The organism is Longispora fulva, assembly GCF_015751905.1.
Classification (GTDB): Bacteria; Actinomycetota; Actinomycetes; order Mycobacteriales; family Micromonosporaceae; genus Longispora; species Longispora fulva.
In genome coordinates this window covers 1,519,636-1,546,269 of sequence record NZ_JADOUF010000001.1, presented here as the reverse complement: position 1 = coordinate 1,546,269, position 26,634 = coordinate 1,519,636, and the positions used below count along the sequence as shown (strand labels likewise).

Here is a 26,634-nt window from a genome sequence, read left to right as displayed (position 1 = left end):
CTCAGAGGGTCACGGTCACGGTCAGGCCGCCGGCGTGGTGGGCGACCACGCAGATCCGGCCGCCGTGCGCCTCGGCGATGGCCCGCGCGATCGCCAACCCCAGGCCGTGCCCGACCGCGCCGGGCGCGGCCCCGCCCCGCCCGGCGCGCCCGTGCCGCCGGTAGAACGGCTCGAACAGGAACGACAGTTCGTCCTGGGGTACCACCGGGCCGGTGTTCGACACGGTCAGCGTCCCGCCGCCGGCCGCCGCGGGGAGCACGCCGACCGCCACCTGTCCCCCGGCGTGGTTGTGCCGGACGGCGTTGTGCACCAGGTTCAGCAGGAGCTGGCGCAGCAGGGCCGGGTCGCCGGTCACCCAGCACCCGGGCAGCCGGTGGGCCACCGACACCTCCCGCTGGGCGGCCTCGGCCGCGACCTGGCCGACCACCTCCCCCGCGAGGGCGGCGAGATCCACCGGCCCGGTGCGCACCCGCGCGTGTTCGGCGCTGGCGAGGACCAGCAGCGCCTCGGTCGTGGCGATGCTGCGCTCGTTGGTGGCGAGCAGTTTCGGGCCGAGTTCGCGCAGGTCGTGGTCCTCCGGGTGCGCGAGGGCCACCTGGAGCATGGTGCGGGTGACGGCGAGAGGGGTGCGCAGTTCGTGGGCGGCGTTGGCCGCGAACCGCTGGTGCGCGGCGAACTCGCGTTCCAGGCGGGCGAGCATGCCGTCGAACGTGTCGGCGAGCTTCTTGAGTTCGTCGGCGCGGCCGGGCAGGGCGATCCGTTCGTGCAGGGTGCCGGTGGTGGCGGTGTGGGCTGCGGCCGTGATCCGGGCGAGCGGGCTGAGCACCCGGCCGGCGACCAACCAGCACACGAGCAGGCCCAGCGCCGTGACCAGCAGGAGTCCGACCCCGAACGACCACAGCAGCGAGGTGAGCACGTCGGCCTTGGACGAGATGGCGATGACGCCCGCCGGCTGGGCGTCCCACGGGCCGGGCGGCGGCTGCCAGTCGTCGGGCACCGGCATCCCCACCGGGCCGTCCGCGGCGGCGATCCGGTAGACGGGCACGTAGGTCATCAGGAAGTACACGACGGCGAGCAGGATCGCCTCGACCACCAGCATCAGCGTGCCGTAGACCAGGGTCAGCTTGGCCCGAACGCTCAGCCGCGCGGTCACCGGCCGGCCTCGGGTCCGGTCCGGGGCGGCGCGCCGAGGTAGTAGCCGACGCCGGTGACGGTGTGCAGGACCGCCGGGTCGCCCAGCTTGCGGCGCAGGGTGGAGATGGTGATCCGCACGGCGTTGGTGAACGGGTCCGCGTACTCGTCCCACGCCTTCTCCAGCAGGTGCTCGGCGCTGACCACCCCGCCCTCGGCCCGCATCAGGAGGGTCAGCACGGCGAACTCCTTGCGGGTGAGCGGCAGGAACCGGCCGTCGCGGTACGCCTGCATCCGGTGCTGGTCGACCCGGAGCCCCACCCTGTCCAGGACGGGCGGCTGGGCGGGGGCCGTCCGCCTGCCGAGGGCGCGCAGCCGGGCGACGAGTTCCGGGAAGTCGAACGGTTTGACCAGGTAGTCGTCGGCGCCGAGGCCGAGGCCGGCGACCTTGTCCCGCAAGCCGCCGGCGGCCGTGAGCATCAGGATCCGGCAACCGGGCAGTGCGGTCGCCACGTGCCGGCACACGTCGTCGCCGTGCACGCCGGGCAGGTCCCGATCGAGGACGACCACGTCGTAGGCGTGCACGGCGAGCCGGCGCAGGGCGTCCTCGCCGTCGTGGGCGACGTCGGCCGCCATGGCCTCGCGGCGCAGCCCGGACCGCAGCGCGCTCGCGAGGAACGGTTCGTCCTCGACCACCAGTACCCGCATGGACACCTCCTCGATCAGCACACCAGCCCGGGGTTATGGCGGGCGTATGGCGATCTCCAGACGCTGGCGAGACGCCGCCAGGACTCTAATGACCCGGCCTGAAAGGTCCCTGGCAACGCAGCGACGAACGCGAACGACGGAGGCGAACTGAGCGTGAATGTGAACTTTGTCAAACGGGCGGGCCTGAGCCTGGTGGCCAGAAAGGCCAAGTCCCTGATCATGTTGGGGCTGTTCCTGGTCATCTTCACGCTGGTGCTGGCCGGTTTCCTGCTCCAGAGCGCCACCCGGCAGTCGGCCGCCAACACGAAGGCCAAGGTCGGCGCGGACATCTCCCTCTACTTCGACTTCGAGAAGGCGATGGCGAAGGCCAACGGGGGCATGCCGCAGATCTCCGGCAAGGACTCCCTGAGCACCGCGAAGGTGGACGCGCTCGGAAAGTCCCCGCTGGTGCGGGGCTACAACTACTCCCTGGAGAGCTCGTCGGCCCCACCGGAGGGGGTGAAGCTGGTCGAGGGCGGGGGCAAGCCCCCGGAGGGCCTGCACATGGCCACGGCCGCCGGTGGCGACTCCGCCGGTCCGGTCGACATGAACACGCTCTCGCTCAGCGGGGCCCGCGATCTGGGCCTCACCGACGAGTTCGGCAAGGGCCGGCACACCCTGGTCGAGGGCCGCGCGCCCACGATGAAGGACGACGGCAGCAACGTCGCCCTGGTCGAGGAGCGCCTGGCCAAGAAGAACACCCTCAAGGTGGGCGGCAAGTTGACCCTGAGGTCGGCGGACGGCAAGCACAGCGCCGAATTCGAGATCATCGGGGTGTACCGGGACCCGACGGCCCTGACCGACTCCTGGATGCCTCCGTCGATGCTCCCTGGCAACAAGGTCTACGTGCCGTTCGGGGCGCTCGCCACGCTCAACCCGGCCACGCTGGTCGACGGGCAGCCGCAGGTGCAGACCGCGAAGTACACGTTGAAGGATCCGGAGAGGTTCGCGCAGTTCCAGCAGGCGGCCAAGGCTGCGGGCATCGATCTGGAGGTGTTCAAGCTGGACAACAACGACCGGCTGTACAACGACCTCGTCGGCCCGATCCAGGGCATCGCCTCGTTCGCGGGGGTGGCCGTCTGGCTGGTGTCGATCGCCGGGGCCGCGATCCTCGGGCTGATCGTCACCCTCGCGATCCGGGACCGCCGCCAGGAGCTGGGCATCCTGCTGTCCCTGGGCGAGCGCAAGTGGAAGCTCGTCGGCCAGCACCTGGTGGAGGTGGTCGCGGTCGCCGTCCTCGCTCTCGGGTTCTCGGTGCTGGTCGGTCAGGCCCTGTCGCAGTACGCCGGCAGCGCGCTCCTCGACCGGGAGGTCGCGGCGGCGAAGAAGGCCAACCAGAACGGCATGGCCGGTGGGGCGGTGACCGTCGGAGGCACGACCGGCGCCGTGTCCGCCGTCCGGATCGGTTCCCCGGTCGAGTCCGAGTCGATGAAGCCGGTGGACAGGATCTCCGTCCGGCTGGAGGCTGCCGAGGTGGGCCGGGTGGCCGGCGTCGGCCTGGGCATCGCGCTGCTCGCCACCGTCCTGCCGGGCCTGGCGGTCCTCAAGCTCAACCCGCGCACCATCCTGATGAAGGGCGAATGACCGTGGCACCGATTCTCGAACTCGACAGCGTCAGTCACGCCTTCCAGGGCCCCCGGCGCAAGGTCTGGGTGCTCAAGAACGTCACCTACGCCTTCGAGCCGGGCACCTTCTACACAATCCTCGGGCCGTCCGGCAGCGGCAAGACGACGATGCTCAGCCTGGCCAGCGGCCTGGACTCCCCGGTCGACGGCCGGGTGCTCTACCGCGGCGAGGACGTGCGCGGCATGGGCCTGGCGCGGTACCGCAACCGGCACGTGGCGACGATCTTCCAGTCGTACAACCTGTTGACCTACATGAGCGCGGTGCGCAACGTGACCACGGCCATGGAGATCACCGGGGTGAAGGGCGGAAAAACGCGGGCCATGGAGCTGCTCGAACGGCTCGGACTCGACGAGCAGGAGGCGAAAGCCCCGGTCCTGGAACTCAGCGGCGGCCAGCAGCAGCGGGTCGCCATCGCCCGGGCCCTGGCCTGTGACGTGGACATCCTGTTCGCCGACGAGCCGACCGGCAACCTGGACGGCGACACCGCCCAGGAGATGGTCGAGGTGTTCCGGGAACTCGCCCACGAGCAGGGCACCTGCGTCATCGTCGTCACGCACTCCCAGGAGGTGGCCCGCCAGTCCGACCAGGTGCTGACCCTGACGAAGGGCAAGATCGCCCGTCGCGGGAGGTGAGCGGGCCCCGGCCGGGGGCCACCTACGCTCAGGGGGTGGAAAACCTTCTTCTCCCCGGGCACGAGGTGGCCCTCGGCCGGTACACCGTGGTGCGCCGGCTCCTGCCGCAGCGCCCCCGCCGGATGGTCGGCGCGTGGTGCTTCGCCGACGCGTTCGGGCCCGACGACGTGGCCGACCGGCCAGGGATGCAGGTCGGGCCGCACCCGCACTGCGGGTTGCAGACCGTCACCTGGCTGGTGGAGGGCGAGGTGCTGCACCGCGACAGCCTGGGCAGTCTCCAGAGCATCCGGCCCGGGCAGCTGAACCTGATGACGTCCGGGCGCGGCATCGCGCACTCCGAGGAGTCGCCGGCCACGCACCCGCCCGTGATGCACGGGCTGCAGTTGTGGGTGGCGCTCCCCGAGGGGGCCCGGCACGACGAGCCCCGGTTCGACCACCACGCGGACCTGCCGCGGCTGGCCGGGCACGGGGTGGAGGTCACCGTCGTGATGGGCTCGATGGGCGGGGTGACGTCACCGGCGCTCGCCCACACGCCGCTGGTCGGGGCCGAGGTCGTGCTCGCGGCGGGGGCGCGCACGACGCTGCCGGTGGAGGCCGCGTTCGAGTACGCGGCGATCGTCACGAACGGGGCCGCGCGGGTCGCCGGCACGAAGTTGGCCCCCGGCGGGCTGCTCTACCTGGGCGAGGGCCGCCGGTCGTTGCCGCTGGAGGCCGACGGGGACGCCCGGCTGTTCCTGCTCGGCGGCGCGCCGTTCGACGACCCGCTGGTGATGTGGTGGAACTTCGTCGCCCGCTCGCACGAGGAGATCGTCGAGGCCCGGGAGGACTGGATGGCCGGCCGCCGGTTCGGCGCGGTGCGCGGCTACGACGGGGATCCCATTCCGGCCCCGGAGATGCCGTCCGTCCGGTTGAAGGCCCGCGACCGCCACGGGAATAGTTGACTAAGCAAATATCTTGGGTACAGTGCAAGTAGTTGACTGAGCAACTAAATGATCTGGAGGGGCCCCATGCCCGCTGTGACCGTCGAGAACACGCTGGCCCTGCCGCGCGTTCCGCAGCCCGACCCCCTCACCGACCGCGACCGCCCCGTGGTGTCCGTGACCACCGCCCCGAAGGGCTACGAGGGCGAGGGCTTCCCCGTCCGGCGCGCGTTCGCCGGCGTGGACCTCGCCGACCTCGACCCCTTCATCCACATGGACCAGATGGGCGAGGTCGACTACGGTCCGGGCGAGCCGAAGGGCACCCCGTGGCACCCGCACCGGGGATTCGAGACCGTGACCTACATGATCGACGGCGAGATGGCGCACTCCGACTCCAACGGCGGCGGAGGCCTGATCGGCGGCGGCGACACCCAGTGGATGACCGCCGGGGCCGGGATCCTGCACATCGAGACCCCGCCCGAGCACCTCGTGGTCAGCGGCGGCCTGTTCCACGGCGTGCAACTGTGGGTCAACCTGCCGAAGTCGAACAAGATGGCCGCGCCCCGCTACCAGGACATCACCGGGAACAAGGTCGCCCTGCTCACCTCGCCCGACGGCGGCGCGCTGATCCGGGTGATCGCCGGCGAACTGGCCGGGCACGCCGGGCCGGGGTCCACGCACACGCCGATCACCCTGGTGCACGCCACGATCGCCCCCGGAGCCTCGGTCACCCTGCCGTGGCGGGCGGACTTCAACGCCCTCGCCTACGCCCTCGGCGGCGCCGGCACCGTCGGCACCGAGAGGCGGCCGATCGCGATGGGCCAGCTCGCCGTGTTCGGGGCGGGCGGCGCGCTCACCGTCGCCGCCAACCCGGGCGACACCCCGCTGGACGTGTTCGTCCTGGGCGGGCAGCCGATCCGGGAGCCGGTCGCCGCGTACGGGCCGTTCGTGATGAACACCCGCAACGAGCTGATCCAGGCCTTCGAGGACTTCAAGGCCGGCCGGCTGGGCACGATCCCGGCGGAGCACGCCGAGTAGGGCCCGACACTATAACCTCCACTGTCTAATATGGACAGTGGAGGTTTTTCCATCATCAGCACATTCGGACACATGTACATTGACTGATACCCGTTGATATGTTCATGTCCCCCCGCGCACGCCGGCAGCATGCGGGCAGATCCCCGAATCCGAGGAGAACCCGATGACAGCACCACGCGGTGCCCGTCTGCTGACCACCCTGGCCCTCGCGGCCACCGCCCTGGCCGGCCTGACCGCCCCCGCCCAGGCCGCCGGCACCACCTCGTCCGCCGTCAGGACCTGCTGGGTCAGCTACGAGACAAGCGGGAACAACGGCGGCACGCTGACCGTCTCCGGCTACTACCGGTGCAGCGACTACGACGACGGCGACCTCTACTACCACTGGCAGCGGCAGAACGCCGACGGCACATGGTCGACCGTCGGCTCGGGCTGGGAGGCCACCTACCAGTGCGTGGGCACGACGCCGAACACCTACCGGTACTCCAGGAAGGTGCCGCCCGGGTACCTGACGACCTACGGCTCCGCGACGGTGTACAACTGCGGCTGAAGGCCCTTCCTGTTACCCATTGGTAATGGGAGGATCGGGACATGACCGAGGACGTGGTCCGGTTCGGGGCCTGCAACCTGTGCGAGGCCATCTGCGGGCTGCGGTTCACCCTGCGCGACGGCGCGGTCGTCGACATCCGAGGGGACGTCGACGACCCGCTGTCCCGGGGCCACATCTGCCCCAAGGCCCTCGCGCTGACCGACATCCGCGACGACCCCGACCGGCTGCGACGCCCGGTGCGCCGGACCGCCGACGGCTGGCGGGAGATCTCCTGGGACGAGGCCCTCGACGAGGTCGCACGCCGCCTGGTCGCGATCCGCCGCGCGCACGGCGGCGACGCCGTCGCCGTCTACCTGGGCAATCCCAACGTGCACAACTACGGCTCGCTCACCCACGGGCCGCTGTTCCTCGGCCAGCTGCGCACCCGCAACCGCTACTCGGCGACCTCCGTCGACCAACTGCCCCACCACCTCGTTTCCTACTGGCTCTACGGCCACCAGTTCCTGCTCCCCGTGCCCGACATCGACAGGACAACCTTCTTCCTGGTACTCGGCGCGAACCCCCTGGCATCCAACGGCAGCCTGATGACAGTCCCCGATGTCCGGCGCAGGCTCGTCGATCTGCGGGCGCGCGGCGGGAGGATGGTCGTGGTCGACCCCCGGCGCACCGAGACCGCGCACGTCGCCGACGAGCACCACTTCATCCGGCCCGGCACCGACGCGGCGCTGCTGTTCGCGCTGGTCCGCGAGGTGTTCGAGGCCGGGCTCGCGCGGCCGGCCCCCTACGTGGACGGCCTCGACGCGGTGCGCGCCGCAGTCGCGGAGTTCACCCCCGAACGGGTCGCCGACGTCACCGGCGTGCCGGCGGTCGACATCCGGCGGATCGCCGCTGAGTTCGCCGCCGCCGACGGGGCCGCCTGCTACGGCCGGGTCGGGCTGTCCACCCAGAAGCACGGCGTGCTCAGCCAGTGGGGCGTGCAGCTGCTCAACCTGGTCACCGGCAACCTCGACCGGCCCGGCGGCACCCTGCTCACCCGGCCGGCCGTCGACATCGTCGGCCGGGGGCTGATCGGGCGCGGACACTACGCGAAGTGGCATAGCCGGGTGCGCGGCCTGCCGGAGTTCGGCGGCGAGCTGCCGGTGGCCGCCCTCGCCGAGGAGATCCTCACCCCCGGCGACGGCCAGGTCCGGGCCCTGGTCACCTCGGCGGGCAACCCGGTGCTGTCCACCCCGAACGGCGGCCAGCTGGACCGGGCCCTCGACGGCCTGGACTTCATGGTGTCCATCGACCTGTACGTCAACGAGACCACCCGGCACGCCGACATCATCCTGCCGCCGACCACCGCGCTGGAGCACGACAACTACGACATCGTGTTCCACGCCCTCGCCGTCCGCGACACCGCCCGCTACTCCCCCGCGATCCTGGCCGCCCCGGCCGGTACGCGGCACGACTGGCAGATCTTCGGGGAGCTGGGGCGCCGGTACCGGAAGATGTGGGGTGGGAAGCGCACCTGGCGCGACCTGCGGCTGGCCGTGCAGTCCCGGCTGCGCCCCGACCAGCTCGTCGACCTGCTGCTGCGCACCGGCAGGCACCGACTGTCGATGCGGACCCTGCGCCGCCGACCGCACGGCGTGGACCTCGGACCGCTGAGGCCGGCACTGCCCGGGGCGTTGCGGACCCGCGACAGCCGGGTGCACGCCGCCCCGCCGGAGCTCCTCGCGGCCCTGGCCGACGCCCGCGCCGAACTGCTCACCCCGCTCGGGGCCGGCGAACTGCGGTTGGTCGGCCGGCGGCACCTGCGCAGCAACAACTCGTGGATGCACAACGCGCCCCGGCTCGCCAAAGGCCGGCCCCGGCACCAGCTGTTGATGCACCCCGACGACCTGGCCGCCCGGGGGCTGGCCGACGGGCAACTGGTCCGGATCGCGTCGCGGGTGGGGACGGTCGAGACCGAGGTCGCGGCGAGCGCCGACATGATGCCGGGCGTGGTGAGCCTGCCGCACGGGTGGGGACACAGCCGGTCCGGCACCCGGCTGACCGTCGCGGCCGAACGCCCTGGGGTGAGCGTCAACGACCTGACCGACGACGCCGAGGTGGACGGCGTCGTCGGCACCGCGGCGTTCAGCGGCGTGGTCGTGACCGTGGAGGCGGCGCGCTGAGTCAGGTCGTGAGGAGGAAGCGCACCGCCGCGCCCGCGTCGGCGAGCCCCGTGCCGCAACCGTCGGGGCAGTCGCCCGGCAGGGCGCGCGCGGTCAGTTGGATGACGGACTTCAGGTCGTCCGGGGCCAGGGTGCCGTCGAGGCCGAGCAGCAGTGCCGCGAGGCCCGCGACGTGCGGGGCCGCCATCGAGGTGCCCTCCATGTATCCGTAACCGGCGTCCCCGAGCGTCGTCTGGCCCTGGTTCCAGGTGGACAGGATGCCGTCGGCGGCAGCGTTCTCGGTGTCCCCGCCCGGGGCCGCGATGTCGACCGTCTCGCCGTAGTTGGAGTACCCGGCCTTGCCGCCGGCCCGGTTCAGCGCGGCGACCACGATCGTGTTCCCGCCACAGTTGGCCGGGGTGGCCCGGCTGGCGGGCTGGTTGTCGTTGCCGGCGGCGATCACCACGGTCGCGCCCCGCCCTGTCGCCGACTTCAACGCCGCCGAGTAGGCCCGGGGGCACGCGTTCGTCCCGCCCAGGCTCAGATTGAGCACCCGGGCCGGGTTCGGGTTCGCCGGAACGCCGGGGACGGGGCCGCCGGACGCCCAGACGATCGCGTCGGAGATGTCGGCGACCGTGCCGCCGCACGCCCCGAGCACCCGGACGGGGACGAGCCTGGCCTGCGGGGCGACGCCGGTGACCCCGACGCTGTTGTCCCCGACCGCCGCGACGGTGCCGGCGACGTGCGTGCCGTGCCAGGTGCTCGGCCGCCCCGGCCGGCTCTTCTCGCACTGGCCGAAGGTCGTCCAGTCGCCCTCGTCGGCGGGGTTCGCGTCCCGGCCGTCGCCGTCGCGGGCCGCCGCGGCGTTGCTGAGGAAGTCGTAGCCGCCGACGACGTTGCCGTCGAGGTCCGGGTGCTTCGTGATGCCGGTGTCCAGTACGGCCACGGTCACGCCGGCGCCTCGGGCGCCCTGGTCCCACGCCTCCGGGACGCGCATGCCGGCGGTGTCCTCGTGCAGGTCCCACTGGTAGGAGTAGTACGGGTCCTCGGAGTTCGGGGCGGCGATCCGCAGGTTGGGCTCGACGGAGACGACGCGGTGGTCGGCGGCGAGCCGGCGGATCACGTCGTCGCGGGTCGCCCGGGACAGGTCGGCCGGCTGGGTGCGGACCAGGACCCGGTCGTTGGCCATCGGCACGGCCACCGACAGCCTGATCCCCTCGATCTCGGGCAGGTCGGTCCGGGACGGGTCGCCGTCGGTGCCGGGCCGGAACTCGACGATCAGGCCGTCCGACGCCGGGCCCTCGGGTTCGACGGCGGGCGCGGCGGTCGACGCTGCCGCTGAGAGCACCGTGGACAGCAGGAGCAGGACGCCTCCGGTGGTCAGGCGGGTGGGTAGGCGCACAGATGTTCCCCTCTCGGGTGGATCACGGCGGGCATACCCTCAGGATGGTAATTGCCCAGATATGACCACTTTGCGCAATCGGGGAATGTGCCCGCTCCCCGGGGCCAGGGCGCGTCACGGTCCCACCCGCCGACGGCGGACGGGCCCGTGACGGTCGGCCGGATCAGCCCAGGGACAGCGCCGCCAGCGCGGCGTTCACGATCGAGCCCGGGGTCAGGTCGTGCAGCTCGTAGAGCTCCTGGACCGTGCCGGACTGGCCGAAGGTGTCCACGCCCAGCGGCACGCACGGCACCCCGAGCGCCGAGCCGAGCCACGCCATCGCGTGCGAGGCCCCGTCGTGCACGGTCACGATCGGCGCGCGGGTCGGGAACGCCGCCCGCAGCGCCCCGGCCACCGAGGGCGTGGTCGCGGTGCGCACGCCCTGGCGGAGGGTGCGCTGCCAGGCCGAGTACAGCCGGTCGAGGGAGGTGACGTCCACGACGTGCGCGGCGATGCCCTCCTCGGCGAGCTCCTCTGCGGCGGCCAGGGTCTCCGGCAGCACCGCGCCGGTGGCGGCGAGGTAGACGGTCGGGCCGGCGACGGTGGAGGCGACCAGCGGATACGCGCCGGCGAGGACCTGCCGGCGCAGCACCGCCTCGCCGAGGCGCTCCTTCGCAGCCGCGAACGGGGCCTGGTCGATCGGCCGGGTGGTGAGCCGGAAGTAGTAGGCCCCGTCCTCGGTCGGCCCGGCCGTCGGGTTGGTCGACGGTCCGGCGGCGATCCTGCCGAACGCGTCGCACAGCAGCCAGTCCAGGGCACCTGCGTACGCGGGCTCGATCAGCGTCGTGTTCGGCAGTTCCAGGCCGATCGACGGGGTGATCGTCGACTGGTGCGCGCCGCCCTCCGGCGCCAGGGTGACGCCCGAGGGGGTGCCGGCGACGACGAAGCGGGAGCCGGAGTACACCGAGTAGATGAAGGCGTCCAGGCCCCGGCACACGAACGGGTCGTAGACCGTGCCGACGGCCAGCAGCGGCTGGCCGGACAGGTCCCAGGACAGGCCGAGCTGGCCGAGCAGCAGGAACAGGTTCATCTCGGAGATGCCGAGTTCCAGGTGCTGGCCGGTCGGGCCCTCCGACCACTTGACGAGCGGGTCGGCCGACCAGGCCCTGCGCGGCTCGGGGGCGAACACGCCGGTCCGGTTGATGAAGCCGGCGAGGTTGGTGGAGGTGGCCACGTCCGGGGCGGTGGTGACCAGGTAGGGGGCCACGGCCGGGTCGCGGGACAGGTCCACGAGGATCCGGCCGAACGCCTCCTGGGTGGACATCGGCTTGGCCGAGCGCAGCCCGGTCGACGTGGGCACGGTCACGCCGAGGGCCGCCGAGCGCGGCGGCTTGGCGAGCGCGTCGCGGCGGGAGTTGCACAGGATGCCGGCGGGGCTGGCCGCGTCGAACCGGTCCCACTCGTTCGTCTCGTCGAGGCCGACCTCGGCGCGCAGCCCGGCGACCTGCTCGCCGGTGAGCAGGCCGGAGTGGTTGCGCGGATTGCCGGCGAGCGGCAGACCCCAGCCCTTCACGGTGTACGCGAACACGACGCTCGGCCGGTCCTTTTCCCCGTCGGCGGCCTCGAACGCGTCGATCAGCGCGCCGATGTCGTGCCCGCCGAGGTCGGTGACGAGGGTGTAGAGGTCCTCGACGCCCGCGACGAACTCTGCGACCCCGGCGGGGGCCCCGTCGAGGAACCGGATCCGCAGCTCCTCGCCGGACAGGGCGAACAGCGACTGGTACTGCTCGTTGGGCATCGCGTCGAGCCAGGTCCGCAGCACCTCGCCGCCGGGCTGGGCGAACGCGGCCTGCAACTTGCGGCCGTACTTGACCTCGGCGACGTGCCAGCCGGCCGCGTCGAACTGGCCGCGCCACTTGTCGATCTGGATGCCGGGGACGACCCGGTCGAGGGACTGCCGGTTGAAGTCGACGACCCACATCACGTTGCCGAGCCCGGTGGTGGCCGGATCGACGATGGCCTCCCAGATGTTGCCCTCGTCGAGTTCGGCGTCGCCGATCAGCGCGACGAACCGGGAGTTCGGCCGCTCGCCGAAGTGCGCGTCGACGTAGCGCCGGGTGACGGCGGCGAACAGCGGGGCGGCGGCGCCCAGGCCGACGGAGCCGGTGGAGAAGTCCACCTCGTCGGGGTCCTTGGTCCGCGACGGGTAGGACTGCAGCCCGCCGCGCGACCGCAGCGTGGTCAGGTACTTGCGGTCCAGGTTGCCGAGCAGGTACTGGATCGCGTGGAACACCGGCGAGGCGTGCGGCTTCACGCTGACCTTGTCGGCGGCGTCGAGGTGGTGCAGGTACAACGCGGTCAGCACGCTGGTCAGGGACGCCGAGGACGCCTGGTGGCCGCCGACCTTGACCCCGTCGCCGGTGTCGCGCTCCCGGTTGGCCGCGTCGACCATCCGCACGGCGAGCCACAGCACCCGTCGGGAGACCTCGTTCAGAACCTCGATATTCACGCGCGAACCCCACTCTTCTCTACGCTTCGACAACAGCGTTTCACATTGCGAGACGGGGCCGGGCCTGGGGCGCTCGTGACGCCGGCAGGCCCGCCCCGGAGCGAGTGGGTGCACTCTTCAAAGATGTCAAGGTCCCGGGGTGCGCTCCACGAACCCCAGGACCGTGATGCGGACAGACTACCGGGTACCGGGCGCAATATGTGATCGTTCTTGCCCCTCCCGGGGTGTCGTGGTGGTAGATAATGACGCCGTGGACAGCATCGACCGCAGAATATTGCGCGAACTCCAGGACAACGGCCGACTGACCAACGCCGACCTCGCGCACCGGGTCGGCCTGAGCGCCTCGCCGTGCCTGCGCCGGGTGCGGCAACTGGAGGACGACCGGATCATCGCCGGGTACCGGGCCGTGATCGCCCCCGCCGCCGTCGGCCGGGGCTTCGAGGTGTTCGCGACCATCGAGCTGCAGGCCAAGGACCGCGACACGATCACGGCGTTCGAGGAGGGGCTCGACGGCATCCCGGACGTGGTGGAGGCCTACCGGCTGTTCGGGGTGCCCGACTACCTGCTGCGGGTCGCCGTCGCCGACATCAGCGCCTACGAGGTGCTGTGCATCGAGCGGCTGACCTCCCTGCCCGGCGTCACGAAGATCAACTCTCAGATCACGATGAAGCGGCTCAAGGACCGGGGCGGACTTCCGCTGTAGCGAAACCTCCGCCCGGTGCCGGTGCCGGTGGCATGCTGGGGAGGCCAACCTGGAGCGTCCCGGGGAGGACGACATGCAACAGCTCGAAGCCCCGCCGCACCCGAAGCCCGCACGCCTGTCGCACGGCGGCCGGACCGTCGTCGTCCTGAGTGTCACCCTGACCCTGGTCCTCGTCGCGGCCCTCGTCGCCCTGTGGGCCCCGCTGCCCCCGGCGGGCTGGGCCTGGAAGACCTACCTCGTGACCAGCGAGTACGCGCTGTACGTCGTGGTACTCGCCGTCGTGTGCCTGCTGCTGGCCCTGGCACTGCGCGCGGTGCAGCGCCGCCGGCTCGCGTGGACCGTCACCTTCGTCGCCCTGCTGGCCATGATCGCCGGTCTGCTGCCGACCGCGAACCTGCTGATCACGGCGCACCTCACCGGCGCCCACCTGTCCGTGCGCGATTACTTCACCGGTGGGCTCAACCTCGGTAAGCCGGACCCGGCCCGCACGGTCACGTACGCCACGGTGGAGGGCCGCGAGCTGCCCCTCGACGTGTGGCTGCCGCCCCGGTCCGCCGCCCGGCCCGCGCCGGTCGTGGTCGCCGTGCACGGCGGGGCGTTCGTCTCCGGCCAGCAGGGCCAGTACCCGAAGTGGAACGGATGGCTCAACGAGCACGGGTACGCGGTGTTCGACGTCCAGTACCGGCTGGCCCCGCCGCCCCGGTGGAACCAGGCCGCCGGCGACGTGAAGTGCGCGATCGGCTGGGTCCGCGCGCACGCCGAGCAGTACGGGATCGACCCGACCCGGATCGTCCTGATGGGCGAGTCGGCGGGCGGCACCCTGGCGCTGCTGGCCGCCTACAGCGTCGGGGACGCCGCCCTGCCGCCGAGCTGCCCCGCGCCGGACTCGTCGGTGAAGGCCGTCGTGGGCCTGTACCCGGCGACCGACCTGGTCGCGGGGTGGCACGACAACTCGCTGGGCGGGTACACCCGCGACGCGGTGGAGAAGTTCACCGGCGGCACCCCCGGCACGGCGGCCGACGCCTACCGGATCGCCTCCCCCGTGTCCTACGTGCGCGGCAAGCTGCCGCCGACCCTGCTGGTGCACGGCGAGCACGACGCGCTGGTCGACCCGGAGACCCAGACCGTGCGGCTGTCGGTGAAGCTGGAGGCGGCCGGCGTGCCGCAGGAGCTGATCACGCTGCCGATGACCGACCACGGCTACGACTTCCAGTGGGGCGGCTGGGGCACCCAGATCACCCGGCACGCGCTGGAACGGTTCCTCGGGAAATATGTGACGTCACCGGCACGGTGACCCCGACAGCAGGGCGCGCCCGACCCACCCCCCGAGCCGGACGCCCCGGGGGTGCACCCGGCGCTCAGATCGTGATGACCGTCTTGCCGCGGGCCGAGCCGGCGCGACTGCGGGCCAGCGCCGCCGGGGCCTCCTCCAGGGGCACGACGCTCTCGATGGCGACCCGCAGCCGGCCCGCGGCCACCTCGTCGGCCACCTGGCCCAGGTCTGCGGCGGTGGGCCGGTTGTCCAGGTTGAAGCCCCGGATGCCGCGGGCGGCGAGGGCTTCGGGGTCCACGGCCCACGTGCTCGCCCCGACCACCCCGCCCCAGCGGACCGCCGGGGCCACCGCCACCAGGCCGGCATGGTCACTGGCGACGTCGATCAGAACATCGACACCATGCGGGTACCGGGCCAGCACCTGGGCCGCCACCGGCCCCGCCGAGTGGTCCACGGTCTCCGCCGCCCCGAGGGCCGTCACCGCGTCGGCGGCGTCCGGCCGGGCGGTGGCGATCACGTGCGCGCCGCGCGCGGCGGCCAACTGGACGACGAACGTGCCGACCCCGCCGGTCGCCCCGACGACCAGGACCGTCTGGCCCCGCGCGACCCCCGCCTCCGCGACCAGGTTGAGCGCGGTGGTCCCGGCCATCGGCAACGCCGCCGCGTCGGTGACCGCCACCCCGTCGGGAATCCGGGCGAGGCCCACGGCGTCGGCGACCGCGTACTCGCCGTACGAGCCGCCGCCGTCCCTCAGCCGCATGAACAGGCCGAACACCAGGTCGCCGACCGCGAATCCGGTGACGCCCCCGCCGAGCGCCGCCACCTCGCCCGCGCCGTCCCCGCCGAGCACCAGCGGGAACCGGTGCCGCACCTTGCCGCCCAGCACCCCGTCGGCGACCTTCCAGTCGAACGGGTTGAGCCCGGCGGCACGCATCCGGACCTGGACCTGGCCGGGGCCGGGCTCCGGGACGGGCAGCTCCATGATCTCGGGGGTCGCCCCGAACTCCGACACCGCGACAGCGCGCACGACGACCTCCTGTGGGTGGCTTCCCCCAGAAATCTAGCCGCCTCTCCCGACCGCCGACCCCGGAACCCGCCGTGGCACGCGGGCACCCAGCTCGGATCGTCGCGCGGTGCGGGCCCGCCCGTCGCGCCGCCTGGATCACCAGCGCCGATCCTGGCCGACGGGGTCGCCGGCGGGCGCAATTCGATTGCCGGTCCGCGCCGCCGCCCCGGATACTGCCCCGATGCAGCAGGCCGCCCGACTGACCGCCGCGCAGCGTGCGGCGCTGGACGACGTCCGATCCCTCGTCCGCCGCGACCGGGTGCTCCCGGATTCCGCCGCGTTGCTCGCCGCCGTCGCGGCCCACGGCCGGATCACGCTGAACTTCCACCCCGACCGGCTGCTCGCCGACGGGCGGACCGTGGCGGAGGGCCTGGCCGCCGACGGCCGGTACCGGAGCCAGTTCGAGACCGGTGTGTCCAACGGCGGGTTGACCGCGTACCCGGGTGGCGAGCGCGACGGGTGGGAGAAGCGCCTGTTCGGCGGCGCGTACCAGGCTCCGGGGGTTCTCGCGGCGGAGCGGCCCACCTACGGTGTCCTGGCGGCGGCGGCGAGCCCGGGCGGGCTCTCGACGACTACATCGAGGCCCAGGTACACGGCACGGTCGACCTCGCCACCGACGCGGAGGCCCTGGTCCTGGACCCCTCCTTCGACGGCACGGAATCCGGGAAGCGGCTGGTCGCGCTGGCCGACCGGTGCGGGATCGCTGTCGAGTGGCACGGCGGCTTCACGTTGACGGCTGACGCCGTACCCGTCGACTTCCGGGGTCCCGTGATGCGGCCCCTCGCGGCGCGGATCCTCCGCGACCACGCGCCGTCCGGCGTGCTGGACGCCGCCGTGCTCGGCGTCGCGGCCCGCTCGGTGGTGACCACCCCGGACCTGTGGACGGAGTGGGGGGACCAGGCGGAGACGCTGCAGTACGTCAAGCAGCTGTGGCACTGCCTCGTGCGCTACGGCACGCTGGCGAACGACCGGCGGTAGTCCTTCGGCGCCACCCCGACGATCCTGTTGAAGTGGTGCCGGAGCAGCGCGGCCGTGCCGAAGCCGCAGACGTGCGCGACCTCCTCCACCGACAACTGGGTCTCCTCGAGGAGCCGGCGGGCGTGCAGCACCCGCTGCAGCGCCATCCACCGGCCCGGGGTGGTGCCGGTCTCGGCGGCGAACCGGCGGGCGAATGTGCGCTCGGACAGCATGGCCCGGTGCGCGAGGTCGGCCACGGAGTGCTCTGTGTCGAGGTGCTCGAGCATCCAGGCGAGCAGCGGCTGGAGGCTGTCGCCGGTGCACTCGGGAATGGCCAGCTCCACGAACTGCCGCTGGCCGCCCTCGCGCTGCGGGGCGACCACCATCCGCCGGGCGATGGCGTTGGCCACCCCCGAGCCGAGCTCCCGGCGGACCACGTGCAGGCACGCGTCGATGCCCGAGGCGGTGCCGGCGCTGGTCACCATGGTGCCGTCGTCGACGAACAGGACGTCGGGGTCGACCCTGGCCTCGGGGAAACGCCGGGCGAGCTCCCCGGCGTGCCGCCAGTGGGTGGTGCACGCGCGGCCGTCGAGCAGGCCGGCGGCGCCGAGGACGAACACGCCGCTGCACACCGAGACCAGGGTGCCGCCCCGGTCGGCGGCGGCGCGCAGGGCGGCCAGGACGGCCGGCGGGTAGTCGTCGGCGATGGCGTGCGCCGGGACGGCGACGAGGTCGGCGTGGACGAGCGCGTCGAGGCCGTACTCCGGGGTGACGAGCATGCCGACGCCGGTGCGCAGCGGCTCGCCGGCCCGCTCGCCGCAGACCCGGAAGTCGAACGGCGGCACCCCGTCGTCGGTGCGGTCGATGCCGAAGACCTCGCACAGGAGGCCGAGCTCGAACGGCGCGACGCCGTCCATGATCACGACGGCGATGGTCCTCAACATGACCCCAACCCTACCTGGCAGGATTTTGATGCACAACGGCAATCCTGCCACTGTTGGCGGGAAATCGACGGGCGAATACTTAGAGCCATGACAGCCGTACTCGCCACCCTCGCCCTGCTGGCCCTCGTCACCTACGGGCTCCAGGTCCAGCACCACCGCACCCGCCCGCTCCCCGGCCCCACCGGCAGCGGCCCCGCCGTCGCCGACCGCGACACCGAACGGGTCGACGCCGACCTCGCCGCGCTCGACCCCACCTCCGACGGCGACGCCGGGGGCCGGGCCGCCGCGCGGGCCCGCGTCGGCCGGACGGCGCACCCCGTCCGATGAGGACACCGGGCCTCCCGCGCCCATCAGCTGTGGTATATGGATGCGGTGCACGAGGACGAATCCACCGAAGGACCGCATGATCACCATGCGGTCTACGGCCAGCTGCGGGCGCTGATGCAGCAGGGCCGGTCCGAGGCGGCCCTCGCCGAGGCCCGGCGGATCTCCGACCGCGCGACCGCCCCCGTCATCGTCGCCCAGGCGCTCGCCTTCGAACTCGGCGCGATGATCAACGTCGGCGACCTCTCCGGGTACACGCCCGTGCTGGACCGCGCGTTCGCCCTGCTCGCCGAAGTGGACGACGCCACGGTCGCCGGGGAACTGCACGCCATCGCCGGCTCCGTCGCCTGCCTGCACGGCGCCATGGAGCGGTGCGTCCGGCACTTCGAGTACAGCCGGCGCCACCTCGACTCCGCGCCGTCCTGGGTCGGCGCGGCCGACGCCTGGTACGACCTCGCCCTCGGCTGCTCGCAGGCCGGGCTGCACGCCCAGGCACTCGACGCCGTGGAGCGCGCCAACGCGCTGTACACGGAACTGGGCCTCAGCGACGAGGAGACCGGCGCGCAGATCAGGGTCCGCCACGCCGTCGCCGTCGACCACCGGGGCGACACGGCCACCGCCGTCCGGCTGCTCCGCAAGGTCGTCGACGACTTCGGGCGGGGCGTCGCGCCGGCGTGGTCGGTGGACCGCGCGCACATCGCGTACGCCGCCGCCCGGCTGTCCGCGCTCGGCGTCCCCAGCGTCCCCGACCTCAGCGGGCTGCTCGACGGCGTCGGACACGACGCGGACGAACGGACGATCCGGGCGCTGACCCCGGTGTGCGCCGAGCTGGCGGCCGGGGACGGCGACGCCGCGCTCGCCCTGCTGGAGGCCGGACCGGTGCACCCCGCCACGTTCGGGGTCGCCGAGGCCCACCGGCTGTCGGCCCTCGCGCACTCCCTCGCCGGCCGGCTGCCCCTGGCGATCGCCGCCGAACGCGCGGCCAGCAGGGCGGTGCACCTGGCGCTCGACCCGCTGTCGGCACTGTTCGTGGACGGGGTGGCCGCCCGGATCGACCACGAGAACCTGCGCCGGGTCGCCGACCGGTACGCCGACGCGGCCCTCACCGACCCGTTGACCGGGCTGCCCAACCGGCGGCGGCTGCACGAGTACGCCGCCGGACTGCTCGCCGCCGGCACCCCCGCCACGGTCGGGGTGGCCGACCTCAACGGCTTCAAGGCCGTCAACGACCGCTACGGCCACCTCGCCGGCGACCTCGTCCTGCAGCGCCTGGCCGGGGTGCTGACCCGCGCGGTCGGCCAGGGCTTCGCGGCCCGGTACGGCGGCGACGAGTTCGTCCTGGTCCTGCCGCACGTCGACCTGCCGGGCGCGCGGGCCACCGGCAGCCGGATCCACGAGGCCGTCGCCGCCGAGGACTGGAACTCTCTGGTCCCCGACAGCGCGCTGAACCTCGCGATCGGCTGGTCGCACCTCACCGACAGCGGGCTGACGTGCGCGATCGACCGGGCGGACCGGGCGATGTACCAGATGAAGGCGCGGGCCCGGCCCGCCTGAGCGCTTCCGCGCCGGTCAGGGCATTGCCACGCGGGCGGCGGGCGGTAGCATCGGCACTGGTCGCGACTGGCGAAGGTGGACCACCACCGGGGAGCGGCCAGCCTTCCCGCGTGAGCGTCGACCGCCTGGGCGCCTCCGTCAGTCCCGACTGAGGAGTCCCCACATGGACCTGCGCTACGGCACCAATCCGCACCAGGCCGCGACCGTCACCCCGGTGCAGCCCGGCCGGTGGCCGGTCCGGGTGCTCAACGGCACCCCGTCCGCCATCAACCTGCTCGACGCGCTCAACGGCTGGCAGCTGGTCAGCGAGGCGGCCCGGACCCTGGGCCGACCGGCCGCGGCGTCCTTCAAACACGTCTCACCCGCCGGCGCCGCCATGGCGGGCCCGGTCGACGAGGTCACGTCCGGGCTGTACGGCCTGGACCGGGTCGGCGCGGTCACCAGCGCGTACGTGCGGGCCCGCGACGCCGACCCGAAGTCCTCGTACGGCGACCTGGCCGCCGTCTCGCACCCGGTCGACACCGAACTCGCCGACCTGCTGTCCCGCGTCGTGTGTGACGGGGTGATCGCCCCGGGCTACGAGCCCGGCACCGTCGCGACCCTCGCCGGGAAGAAGAACGGCCGCTTCCTGGTCCTGCAGGCCGACCCGGCGTTCACGGCACCGGTGCTGGAGTCGCGGGAGGTGTTCGGCCTGCGGTTCACCGAGGAACGCGACAGCGTCCCCCTCACCACCGCGCTGGACCTCTCCTCCTCCGCCGCCGGGGACCTGCTGCTGGGCCTGATCGTCCTGCGGTACACCCAGTCCAACTCCGTGTGCTATCTGCGCGACGGGGCGACCCTCGGCATCGGGGCCGGGCAGCAGTCCCGGGTGGACTGCACCCGGCTGGCGGGCGCGAAGGCCGACACGTGGTGGCTGCGCCGCCATCCGGCGGTCCGGGGCCTGGACTTCCGGCCGGGCGTCCGCCGACAGGACAGGATCAACTGGCAGATCCGTTACCTGGAGGGCGGCCTGACCCCGGACGAGGACGCGCGACTGGCAGCGGCGCTGGCCACGCCGGCGCCGGAGTTCGCGGCCGGGGACCGCCGGGCGTGGCTGGCGGCGCGGCGCGGCGTCGCGTTCGTCTCCGACGGGGCGCTGCCGTTCCGGGACAACGTCGACCACGCCCACCGGCACGGCGTGGACCACATCGCCGAGCCGGGCGGGTCGGCCCGCTCGGCGGAGGTCGAGGACGCCTGCCGCGAACACGGCATCACGCTCACCCGCACCGGCATCCGCCTCTTCCACCACTAGATCCTCCCGGTACGGCGCCGGGCCCCGCCGGGTACCGGGCCCGCGGTCCGTGGCGGTTCACAGCCGGAAGGAGTGCACAGTCTCCCACCGCGCGGCGGTCGACACCCGCACGTCGTGGCTGTCGAGCTGGTAGGTCACCGACCACCGGGTGTGCGGCTGGGCGACGGACCGCAACAGTCCCATCGCGGCGTCGGGGGTCAGCACTCCCCCGGCCCGGTCGAGGCCGGCCCGCAGCGTCGCGTACCGCCGGTCGTTCTGGCGGGACGCGACGTCCGAGCCCGCCAGCCGGAAGTTCGTGAGCGCCTGCCACGGTGGACCGCCCCGCGACACCTCGGTGCGGCCGTCCACGAACTCCACCACCGCCGAGGCCCCCGTCGCGTCGGCGAACAGGTAGTGCAACGCCGGTCCGCCGGAGAAGTCGATGTCGTACCCGCCGAGCAGCTCCACAGCCTGCGCCACGGTCGCCGCGTGGTCCAGGATCAGCCGCAGGACCCGCACGCCCCCGACCGTGGGCCGGCCAGCCTCCCGTCCGGCGCGACCGGAGTCGTCGGCGGCCAGGCCGACCGCCAGGCCGCGCTCGTTCATGCCGTCGAACGGCAGCAGCGGGGCGTTGAGCAGCTCCCCATGGGTCTTCGGCGCCCGGACCAGGTCATCGCCGCGCCCCACCCCGAGGTAGGACAGGTCCACGATCGACACCGCGGCGTACCCGTCCGGCGGGGCGGTGTGCAGGACCATCGCCGCGTTCGGCTCCCAGTCGAAGTTGCGGCCGAACAACGGTGCCGCACCACCGGAGGCGACGAACAGGGAGCAGCCGAACGGGCTCGCCGCCGCGACCGTTGGGACGCCGGTGAGCGCGTCGTAGTCGCCGACGTAGGTCATCTCGTACAGCGGCAGGTCGTCGACCCGGCGCAGGCTGGCCAGCGTGGCGTCGACCTCCGACGGGGTCTGCCGGGACGCCGACGACGTGCTCCGCCCGGGCGCGGCGTGTTCCGCGGGTGCCGCCGCGCATCCGCCGAGGACCAGCACCAGGAGACCCGCCAGCACGATGCGCACGCCTTCGACGGTAACCCGGAAACGCGCGAACGGGTCCCTGGTGGCATGGAGGCCGGCCTCGGCCCTAGCCGCGCGTCACCCCCGCTCGGCGAACACCTGACGGATCTCGGCGACCCCCGCTCCGGCCGCGACGAGGGTCCGCAGCAGCACCCGTGCCTGGTGCGGATGCAGGAAACCGCCGTTGATCAGCCCCCGGCGAAGGAGATCCGTCTCCGAGCCGACCGACGTGTAGGTGTTCGACAGCACCGAACCGGCCCCGGTGCGCGAGGTGAGGACCACCGGGACGCGCCGCGCGAGTTCCCCCAGGTGCGCCGCGAGGGCGGACGGGACGTGTCCCGCGCCGTAGCCCGCGACGACGAGTCCGTGGTGGGTGTCGGCGTACGCCGGAAGGCTGTCCCCGTCGTCGAACGTGACCGTGTGCAGCGCGACGCGGACGTCGGGCAGCGCGTGCGGATCCGGGCGGCGCAGGGGCGGGTGCCGGGGTGGGCGGGTCAGGACGCGGACCTGGCGTTCGACCACGTGCCCGAGTGGGCCGGCGTTCGGGGAGGCGAAGGTCGCGGTACTCGTGCTGTGCGTCTTGCGCGCCCACCTGGCGGCGTGGATCTCGTCGGCGAACACCACGAGAGCGCCCAGGTCACGCGCCCGGGGATCCGCGGCGACGGCGACGGCGGCCAGCAGGTTGGCTGGGCCGTCCGGGCCGGCGAGGGTCGGGTTGCGCATCGCGCCCGTGAACACGAGCGGTTGGGGAAGGGCCCACACCAGGTCGGCGAGGAACGCCGTCTCCTCCATCGTGTCGGTGCCCTGGGTGACGACCACGCCGCTGGCGCCCCCGGCCACCGCGTCCGTGGCCCGGTCGACGAGGTCGAGGATATGGGCGAAGGTCAGGTTGGCGCTCGGCACCGCCTCGATGTCGTGCACGTCGAGGCCCACGCCCAGCTCGGCCAGCCCCGGCACGCCGGTGGCCAGCGCCGCGGCGTTCAGCCGGGTGACGACCTCACCGGCGGCGCCGGCCATCGAGATCGTGCCGCCGAGGGCGAAGAACGCCACACTCATTCCCGGGACCTCCGTGGTGACGCTCCGACTGTCGCGGCGGCCATGCTACCTGGGCCACCCCGCGCCACCGGCCACACCGGAACCGGACGACCCCTGCGCGCCGGAGGCGGCCACCGGCGCCCCGGCGGAAGCGGACCGACGTCCGGCCGCGAAACGCCTCCACCCGAGGTCAGCACGGGGTCGTGAGCGCAGCCAGGTAGCGGTCCAGGAGTCGGATCTGCCGCTCCGGCGGGAAAGCCTCCGCCCCGAGCAGCGCCTGCACGATGAGCCCGAGCACGAACGACTGGATCGCGGCGGCGAGGTCGTCCGGATCCCCCGACGGCAACTCCCCGAGGCCCTGCGCCGCCGCCACGTGCCGGCGGATCCGCTCGCGCGAGCGCCCGTACCGGTCGGCGTGCCCGGCCGCGAGGTCCGGGTCGGCCAGCGCGGCGTCCCAGGAGCTGACCCAGATCCGGTTGTCGGCCGCGGCCTCCGGCGTCAGCGGGAGGATGTCCAGAAGCGCGGCGCGCAGGGCGGCCAGCCCTTCGGCCGCCGGGGCCGCCACGCGCCTCGGCCGGGTCGCCCGGCGCTCGTCGAGCAGGGTCAGCGCGTGGGCGAGCAGGTCCTGTTTGTTGGGGAAGTAGTGCGTGAGCAGGCCGGTCGTCGCGCCCATCTCGGTGGCGACCGCCCGCAGGGTCAGGCCGCCGAACCCGCGCGCGGCCAGCACCCGCCACACGGCCCCGGACACGTCGCGGCGGCGGGCCTCGTGATCTCCCTTGTGGCGTGGCATATCGCCAGGATACATTCGCGCAACAGTCGTTATGTAAATGGAGGGCCCAATGTTCACCACCCCGCTGCGCGCCGACGCCGAACTGCGCGCGCTCGAGCCGCGGCACGCCGAGGAGTTCCTGGCCCACATCGACCGCGCCCGCACCCACATCGCACCGTGGGTCGGCCCGGGCTTCGTCGCCGCCGATCTCCCCGCCGCCCGGGCGGTGCTCCAGCGCTACGCCGACGAGGCGGCGGCGGACCGACGGCGCATCTACGGCATCTGGCTCGACGGCACCCTCGTCGGCGGCACCATGTTCGTCAGCTTCGACGCCGCCCTCGGGGTGTGCGAGATCGGCTGCTGGCTCGAACCGGCCGCGGAGGGACGGGGGCTCATCATCCAGGTGGTGCGCATGATGATCGACTGGGCGTTCCGGGTACGGGGCCTGACCCGCGCCGAGTGGCGCACCCTTCCCGACAACGCGCGCAGCGTCAGGGTCGCCCAGCGGCTGGGCATGAGCCTGGACGGCACCCTGCGGCAATACTTCACGGGTGCCGACGGGCTCCGGCACGACAAGCAGGTCTGGTCGATCCTCGCCGACGAGTGGCCCGCGACCGCCGTCCACGGGGAGGCCGACGTCAAGGCCGAGCTCGACCAGCTGACGCGCGCCTTCCTCGGCGCGTTCACCAACACCGGCGGCACCCGGCCGAATGTCGACGTCATCCGCGAGGTGTTCCTCCCGCAGGGCCGGATCATCAGCAACGTGGGAGCCACACCCGTGGTGTACGACCTCGACGCGTTCATCGCGCCCCGGGAGAAGATCCTCACCGACGGCACATTGACGGAGTTCTCCGAATGGGAGGTCTCCGAGCGGACCGAGATCTTCGGGTCGGTGGCGCACCGGTTCAGCCACTACCGTAAGTCCGGATTCCTCGACGGCGCGTGGTTCGAGGGCTCCGGCCACAAGACCACCCAGTTCGTCCGGACGGCCGCCGGTTGGAGGATGAGTTCGTTGGCGTGGGACGACGTGTAGGCGCTCGGGAGGATTCCCCGATGCCGTGGGTGGCGGGTGGCTCGTACCGTGTTCCGCCCCGGCCCCGAGTGCCGGGGCGGCCGGTCGGAGCGTCCGCCCCGGACCGGCGCCCCGGGTCGCCACCCTCGATCGCGGGGCCGGGGTGCGTGGTCGCCGCGTTCGTCGGGGTGAGGGACTACGGCAGGGTGATCCCGCGCCAGGTCACCCCGTCATCGGACAGGTACATCGCACGCGGCGTGCCGGCCGCGAGCCGGCCCGGTCCGAGGAACCGCGGCGCGGCGCCCAGCCCGGGCAGCCCGGCGACCTCCCGCACCTGGTAGGTCTCCCCGTCGGGGCTGGCGAGGTAGCCGGTGCCCGTCCCGAGCTGGACCGCCATCAGGTGCGTCCCGTCGGCGGTGGCGACGGAGTACGGGCCGAGCAGGTACGCCCCACCGGGCATCGCCGCCGCCGCGCGGTGCCACGTCCGGCCGCCGTCGGCGGTGCGGTACACCCGGACCGGACCGCCGTCGCCCACGAACGTCGCGTACCCGGTCCGGCCGTCGAAGCTGGCCAGGTACGGCATGTTCACCGGCACCGGTGCGGTCCGGGGCTCCTCGGCGGCCAGCACGGTGATCGACCAGGTCGTTCCCCTGTCGGCGCTGGTCGCGATGGCGGCCTTGTGGGTGCCCGGATCGAACCCGGCGGCCCACAGCCCGGCCCCGGTCGACGACGGGTCGATCGTCAGGCCGTCGAGGCGGGGCTGCGCGGCAAGGGTCGACAGGATGCCGGTGACCGGGTCGACGACCCGCACCCGGCAGCCCTTGCGGAGATCGTCGCAGCTCACCGGCCGGGTGCCCTCGGGTACGGCGGCGACCGGCCGGCCCGACTCCCGCAACGGCATCCAGGTCCGCCCCCCGTCGACGCTGACCTGGTAACCGGCGGCGGACGGCTGCTCGCCCAGCGGGTGGGCCCCGGGGCCGCCGATCACGAGGTTCGGCCCGAGGACCCGCACGACGTCCACTCCGGGCGCGGTGCGCTCCAGCCAGGTGGCACCCCGGTCCTCGGTGGCCCAGAGCCGGCCGTCCTTGAACGCGTACAGGTGGTCGCCGTACCCCTCGACCGTCGGGACCATGCCCAGGTTCAGGCCCTCCGCCGCCCGCGGGGTCTCGTCGACCCCGACCACGGTCGGCACCGGATCCCGGTGGGTGACCGCCGCGATCGCACCGGTCAGGGCGGCCACGCCCACGAACACCCCGCCGAGGACGAGGGCCCTGCGGCGGCGGACGGCGCGGGTCCGCCGGGTGACAGTGGCGAACTCCGGTGGGCGGGCGGCGTACTCGGCGTCGGACCGCAGCCCGACGAAGTCCAGTTCAGACATTGCTGCTCCTCCTCACGGGTGATGGGGTGGCGTCCTCCGACAGGTACCGGGCGAGTTGGGCCCGGCCCCTGGACAGTCGGGCCTTGACCGTGCCGACGGGGATGCCCAGGTTCGCGGCCACCGCCTCGACGCTCAGGTCCGCCAGGTGGTGCAGGACGACGGTCTCGCGGGTGACCCGGTTCAACCGACCCAGCGCCGCGACGAGCGCCACCCGGTCGGGGGACACGCCCGGCACCGGGTCGGCGACGCCGATCCGGCGGCTGCGGGCCAACTGGTCGAAGAGCCACCTTCTGCGGTACCGGTTGCGCGCCACGTTGAATGCCGTCGTCCGCAGCCAGCCCTCCGGGTTGGCCACCTCCAGGAACGTCGCCGGCCGGGCGAGCGCCCGCGCGTACGCCTCCTGCACGACGTCCTCGGCCTCCGGGAAACTCCCCGTCAGTCCGTATAGCTGCGCCACCAGCCGGCGGTAGTGCGCGTGGTACGCCTGCCGGACGGCCTCGGTCGCGTCCATCTGTTCTCCCCTCGACGGCGTCGCACAGTAGACCAGCGGGCGGGCCATCGGGTTGCACCCGTCTGCGTCGCGTCGACTCGACGCCGGCCCCCGTCAAC

23 protein-coding genes, 2 pseudogenes and 1 riboswitch are annotated in these 26,634 nt (G+C 73.2%); of the genes and pseudogenes, 14 read left to right on the top strand and 11 right to left on the bottom strand.

What is annotated here, in order from left to right:
• Position 1: 1 nt before the first annotated feature.
• Both IW245_RS06720 and IW245_RS06715 read right to left on the bottom strand, forming a co-directional pair.
• Positions 2-1,153, bottom strand: coding sequence for a sensor histidine kinase (locus tag IW245_RS06720; protein ID WP_197002328.1), 1,152 nt, complete (start codon positions 1,151-1,153; stop codon positions 2-4).
• The gene (locus IW245_RS06715; protein WP_197002327.1) at positions 1,150-1,839 is read right to left on the bottom strand and encodes a response regulator transcription factor; all 690 of its coding nucleotides are present in this window, start codon (positions 1,837-1,839) and stop codon (positions 1,150-1,152) included. Before IW245_RS06715 ends, IW245_RS06720 begins: the two co-directional genes overlap by 4 nt.
• Positions 1,840-1,992: 153 nt before the next feature.
• Here IW245_RS06715 and IW245_RS42095 point away from each other — a divergent pair, with 153 nt between their 5' ends.
• From IW245_RS42095 to IW245_RS06685, 6 genes are all read left to right on the top strand, one after another.
• Positions 1,993-3,462, top strand: coding sequence for an ABC transporter permease (locus IW245_RS42095; protein WP_197002326.1), 1,470 nt, complete (start codon positions 1,993-1,995; stop codon positions 3,460-3,462).
• Positions 3,459-4,136, top strand: coding sequence for an ABC transporter ATP-binding protein (locus tag IW245_RS06705; RefSeq protein ID WP_203787455.1), 678 nt, complete (start codon positions 3,459-3,461; stop codon positions 4,134-4,136). The genes IW245_RS42095 and IW245_RS06705 overlap by 4 nt, the downstream gene beginning before the upstream one ends.
• Before the next feature lie 35 nt (positions 4,137-4,171).
• A complete protein-coding gene (locus IW245_RS06700; RefSeq protein WP_197002325.1) occupies positions 4,172-5,077 on the top strand; it encodes a pirin family protein in 906 nt (301 codons plus the stop codon).
• A gap of 66 nt (positions 5,078-5,143) precedes the next feature.
• Entirely contained in the window at positions 5,144-6,094 is a 951-nt protein-coding gene (locus IW245_RS06695; protein WP_197002324.1) for a pirin family protein, read from the top strand.
• Positions 6,095-6,257: 163 nt separating this feature from the next.
• Positions 6,258-6,641, top strand: coding sequence for a hypothetical protein (locus IW245_RS06690; RefSeq protein WP_197002323.1), 384 nt, complete (start codon positions 6,258-6,260; stop codon positions 6,639-6,641).
• Between the two features lie 41 nt (positions 6,642-6,682).
• Positions 6,683-8,800, top strand: coding sequence for a molybdopterin-dependent oxidoreductase (locus IW245_RS06685; RefSeq protein ID WP_197002322.1), 2,118 nt, complete (start codon positions 6,683-6,685; stop codon positions 8,798-8,800).
• 1 nt (position 8,801) lies between these two features.
• On the opposite strand, the gene IW245_RS06680 is transcribed toward IW245_RS06685, so the two are convergent.
• Positions 8,802-10,181, bottom strand: coding sequence for a S8 family peptidase (locus IW245_RS06680; protein ID WP_197002321.1), 1,380 nt, complete (start codon positions 10,179-10,181; stop codon positions 8,802-8,804).
• A gap of 163 nt (positions 10,182-10,344) precedes the next feature.
• Positions 10,345-12,612, bottom strand: a complete 2,268-nt coding sequence (locus tag IW245_RS06675) for a thiamine pyrophosphate-binding protein (RefSeq protein ID WP_231399378.1) — start codon at positions 12,610-12,612, stop codon at positions 10,345-10,347.
• A gap of 307 nt (positions 12,613-12,919) precedes the next feature.
• Here IW245_RS06675 and IW245_RS06670 point away from each other — a divergent pair, with 307 nt between their 5' ends.
• Both IW245_RS06670 and IW245_RS06665 read left to right on the top strand, forming a co-directional pair.
• Positions 12,920-13,372: an Lrp/AsnC family transcriptional regulator gene (locus tag IW245_RS06670; protein WP_197002319.1), complete on the top strand. Its 453-nt coding sequence runs from the start codon at positions 12,920-12,922 to the stop codon at positions 13,370-13,372.
• A gap of 73 nt (positions 13,373-13,445) precedes the next feature.
• Positions 13,446-14,666, top strand: coding sequence for an alpha/beta hydrolase (locus IW245_RS06665; RefSeq protein WP_197002318.1), 1,221 nt, complete (start codon positions 13,446-13,448; stop codon positions 14,664-14,666).
• A gap of 64 nt (positions 14,667-14,730) precedes the next feature.
• Here IW245_RS06665 and IW245_RS06660 read toward each other — a convergent pair whose 3' ends face one another.
• A complete protein-coding gene (locus IW245_RS06660) occupies positions 14,731-15,672 on the bottom strand; it encodes an NADP-dependent oxidoreductase (protein ID WP_197002317.1) in 942 nt (313 codons plus the stop codon).
• 220 nt (positions 15,673-15,892) lie between these two features.
• Between IW245_RS06660 and IW245_RS42090 the strand changes: the two are divergent.
• Positions 15,893-16,213, top strand: a pseudogene (locus tag IW245_RS42090) (DUF3626 domain-containing protein); the annotation flags it as partial.
• Entirely contained in the window at positions 16,171-16,689 is a 519-nt protein-coding gene (locus IW245_RS40355; protein WP_233472576.1) for a DUF3626 domain-containing protein, read from the top strand. The pseudogene IW245_RS42090 and the gene IW245_RS40355, both read left to right, overlap by 43 nt.
• On the opposite strand, the gene IW245_RS06650 is transcribed toward IW245_RS40355, so the two are convergent.
• A complete protein-coding gene (locus IW245_RS06650; RefSeq protein ID WP_197002316.1) occupies positions 16,659-17,612 on the bottom strand; it encodes a GlxA family transcriptional regulator in 954 nt (317 codons plus the stop codon). The two genes, IW245_RS40355 and IW245_RS06650, sit on opposite strands and share 31 nt — an antisense overlap.
• Positions 17,613-17,699: 87 nt before the next feature.
• On the opposite strand from IW245_RS06650, the gene IW245_RS06645 reads away from it, so the two are divergent.
• The 3 genes from IW245_RS06645 (at position 17,700) to IW245_RS06635 (ending at position 20,781) form a co-directional block, all read left to right on the top strand.
• A complete protein-coding gene (locus IW245_RS06645) occupies positions 17,700-17,939 on the top strand; it encodes a hypothetical protein (protein WP_197002315.1) in 240 nt (79 codons plus the stop codon).
• A gap of 45 nt (positions 17,940-17,984) precedes the next feature.
• The gene (locus IW245_RS06640; protein WP_197002314.1) at positions 17,985-19,490 is read left to right on the top strand and encodes a GGDEF domain-containing protein; all 1,506 of its coding nucleotides are present in this window, start codon (positions 17,985-17,987) and stop codon (positions 19,488-19,490) included.
• Between the two features lie 52 nt (positions 19,491-19,542).
• Positions 19,543-19,628, top strand: a riboswitch (ZMP/ZTP riboswitch).
• A gap of 25 nt (positions 19,629-19,653) precedes the next feature.
• Complete coding sequence (locus tag IW245_RS06635) at positions 19,654-20,781, top strand: phosphoribosylaminoimidazolecarboxamide formyltransferase (protein ID WP_197002313.1); 1,128 nt, start codon at positions 19,654-19,656, stop codon at positions 20,779-20,781.
• 57 nt (positions 20,782-20,838) lie between these two features.
• On the opposite strand, the gene IW245_RS06630 is transcribed toward IW245_RS06635, so the two are convergent.
• From IW245_RS06630 to IW245_RS06620, 3 genes are all read right to left on the bottom strand, one after another.
• Positions 20,839-21,834, bottom strand: a complete 996-nt coding sequence (locus tag IW245_RS06630) for a carcinine hydrolase/isopenicillin-N N-acyltransferase family protein (RefSeq protein ID WP_233472585.1) — start codon at positions 21,832-21,834, stop codon at positions 20,839-20,841.
• Positions 21,835-21,909: 75 nt separating this feature from the next.
• Positions 21,910-22,887, bottom strand: a complete 978-nt coding sequence (locus IW245_RS06625) for an asparaginase (protein WP_197002312.1) — start codon at positions 22,885-22,887, stop codon at positions 21,910-21,912.
• 169 nt (positions 22,888-23,056) lie between these two features.
• On the bottom strand, positions 23,057-23,656 hold the full coding sequence (locus IW245_RS06620) for a TetR/AcrR family transcriptional regulator (RefSeq protein WP_197002311.1): 600 nt from the start codon (positions 23,654-23,656) through the stop codon (positions 23,057-23,059).
• Between the two features lie 49 nt (positions 23,657-23,705).
• Between IW245_RS06620 and IW245_RS40350 the strand changes: the two are divergent.
• A pseudogene (locus tag IW245_RS40350) lies at positions 23,706-24,248 on the top strand (GNAT family N-acetyltransferase); the annotation flags it as partial.
• A 595-nt stretch (positions 24,249-24,843) separates the two neighbouring features.
• Here IW245_RS40350 and IW245_RS06610 read toward each other — a convergent pair.
• A complete protein-coding gene (locus tag IW245_RS06610) occupies positions 24,844-26,025 on the bottom strand; it encodes a WD40/YVTN/BNR-like repeat-containing protein (protein ID WP_197002309.1) in 1,182 nt (393 codons plus the stop codon).
• On the bottom strand, positions 26,018-26,536 hold the full coding sequence (locus tag IW245_RS06605) for an RNA polymerase sigma factor (protein WP_197002308.1): 519 nt from the start codon (positions 26,534-26,536) through the stop codon (positions 26,018-26,020). The genes IW245_RS06610 and IW245_RS06605 overlap by 8 nt, the downstream gene beginning before the upstream one ends.
• Between the last annotated feature and the right edge of the window lie 98 nt (positions 26,537-26,634).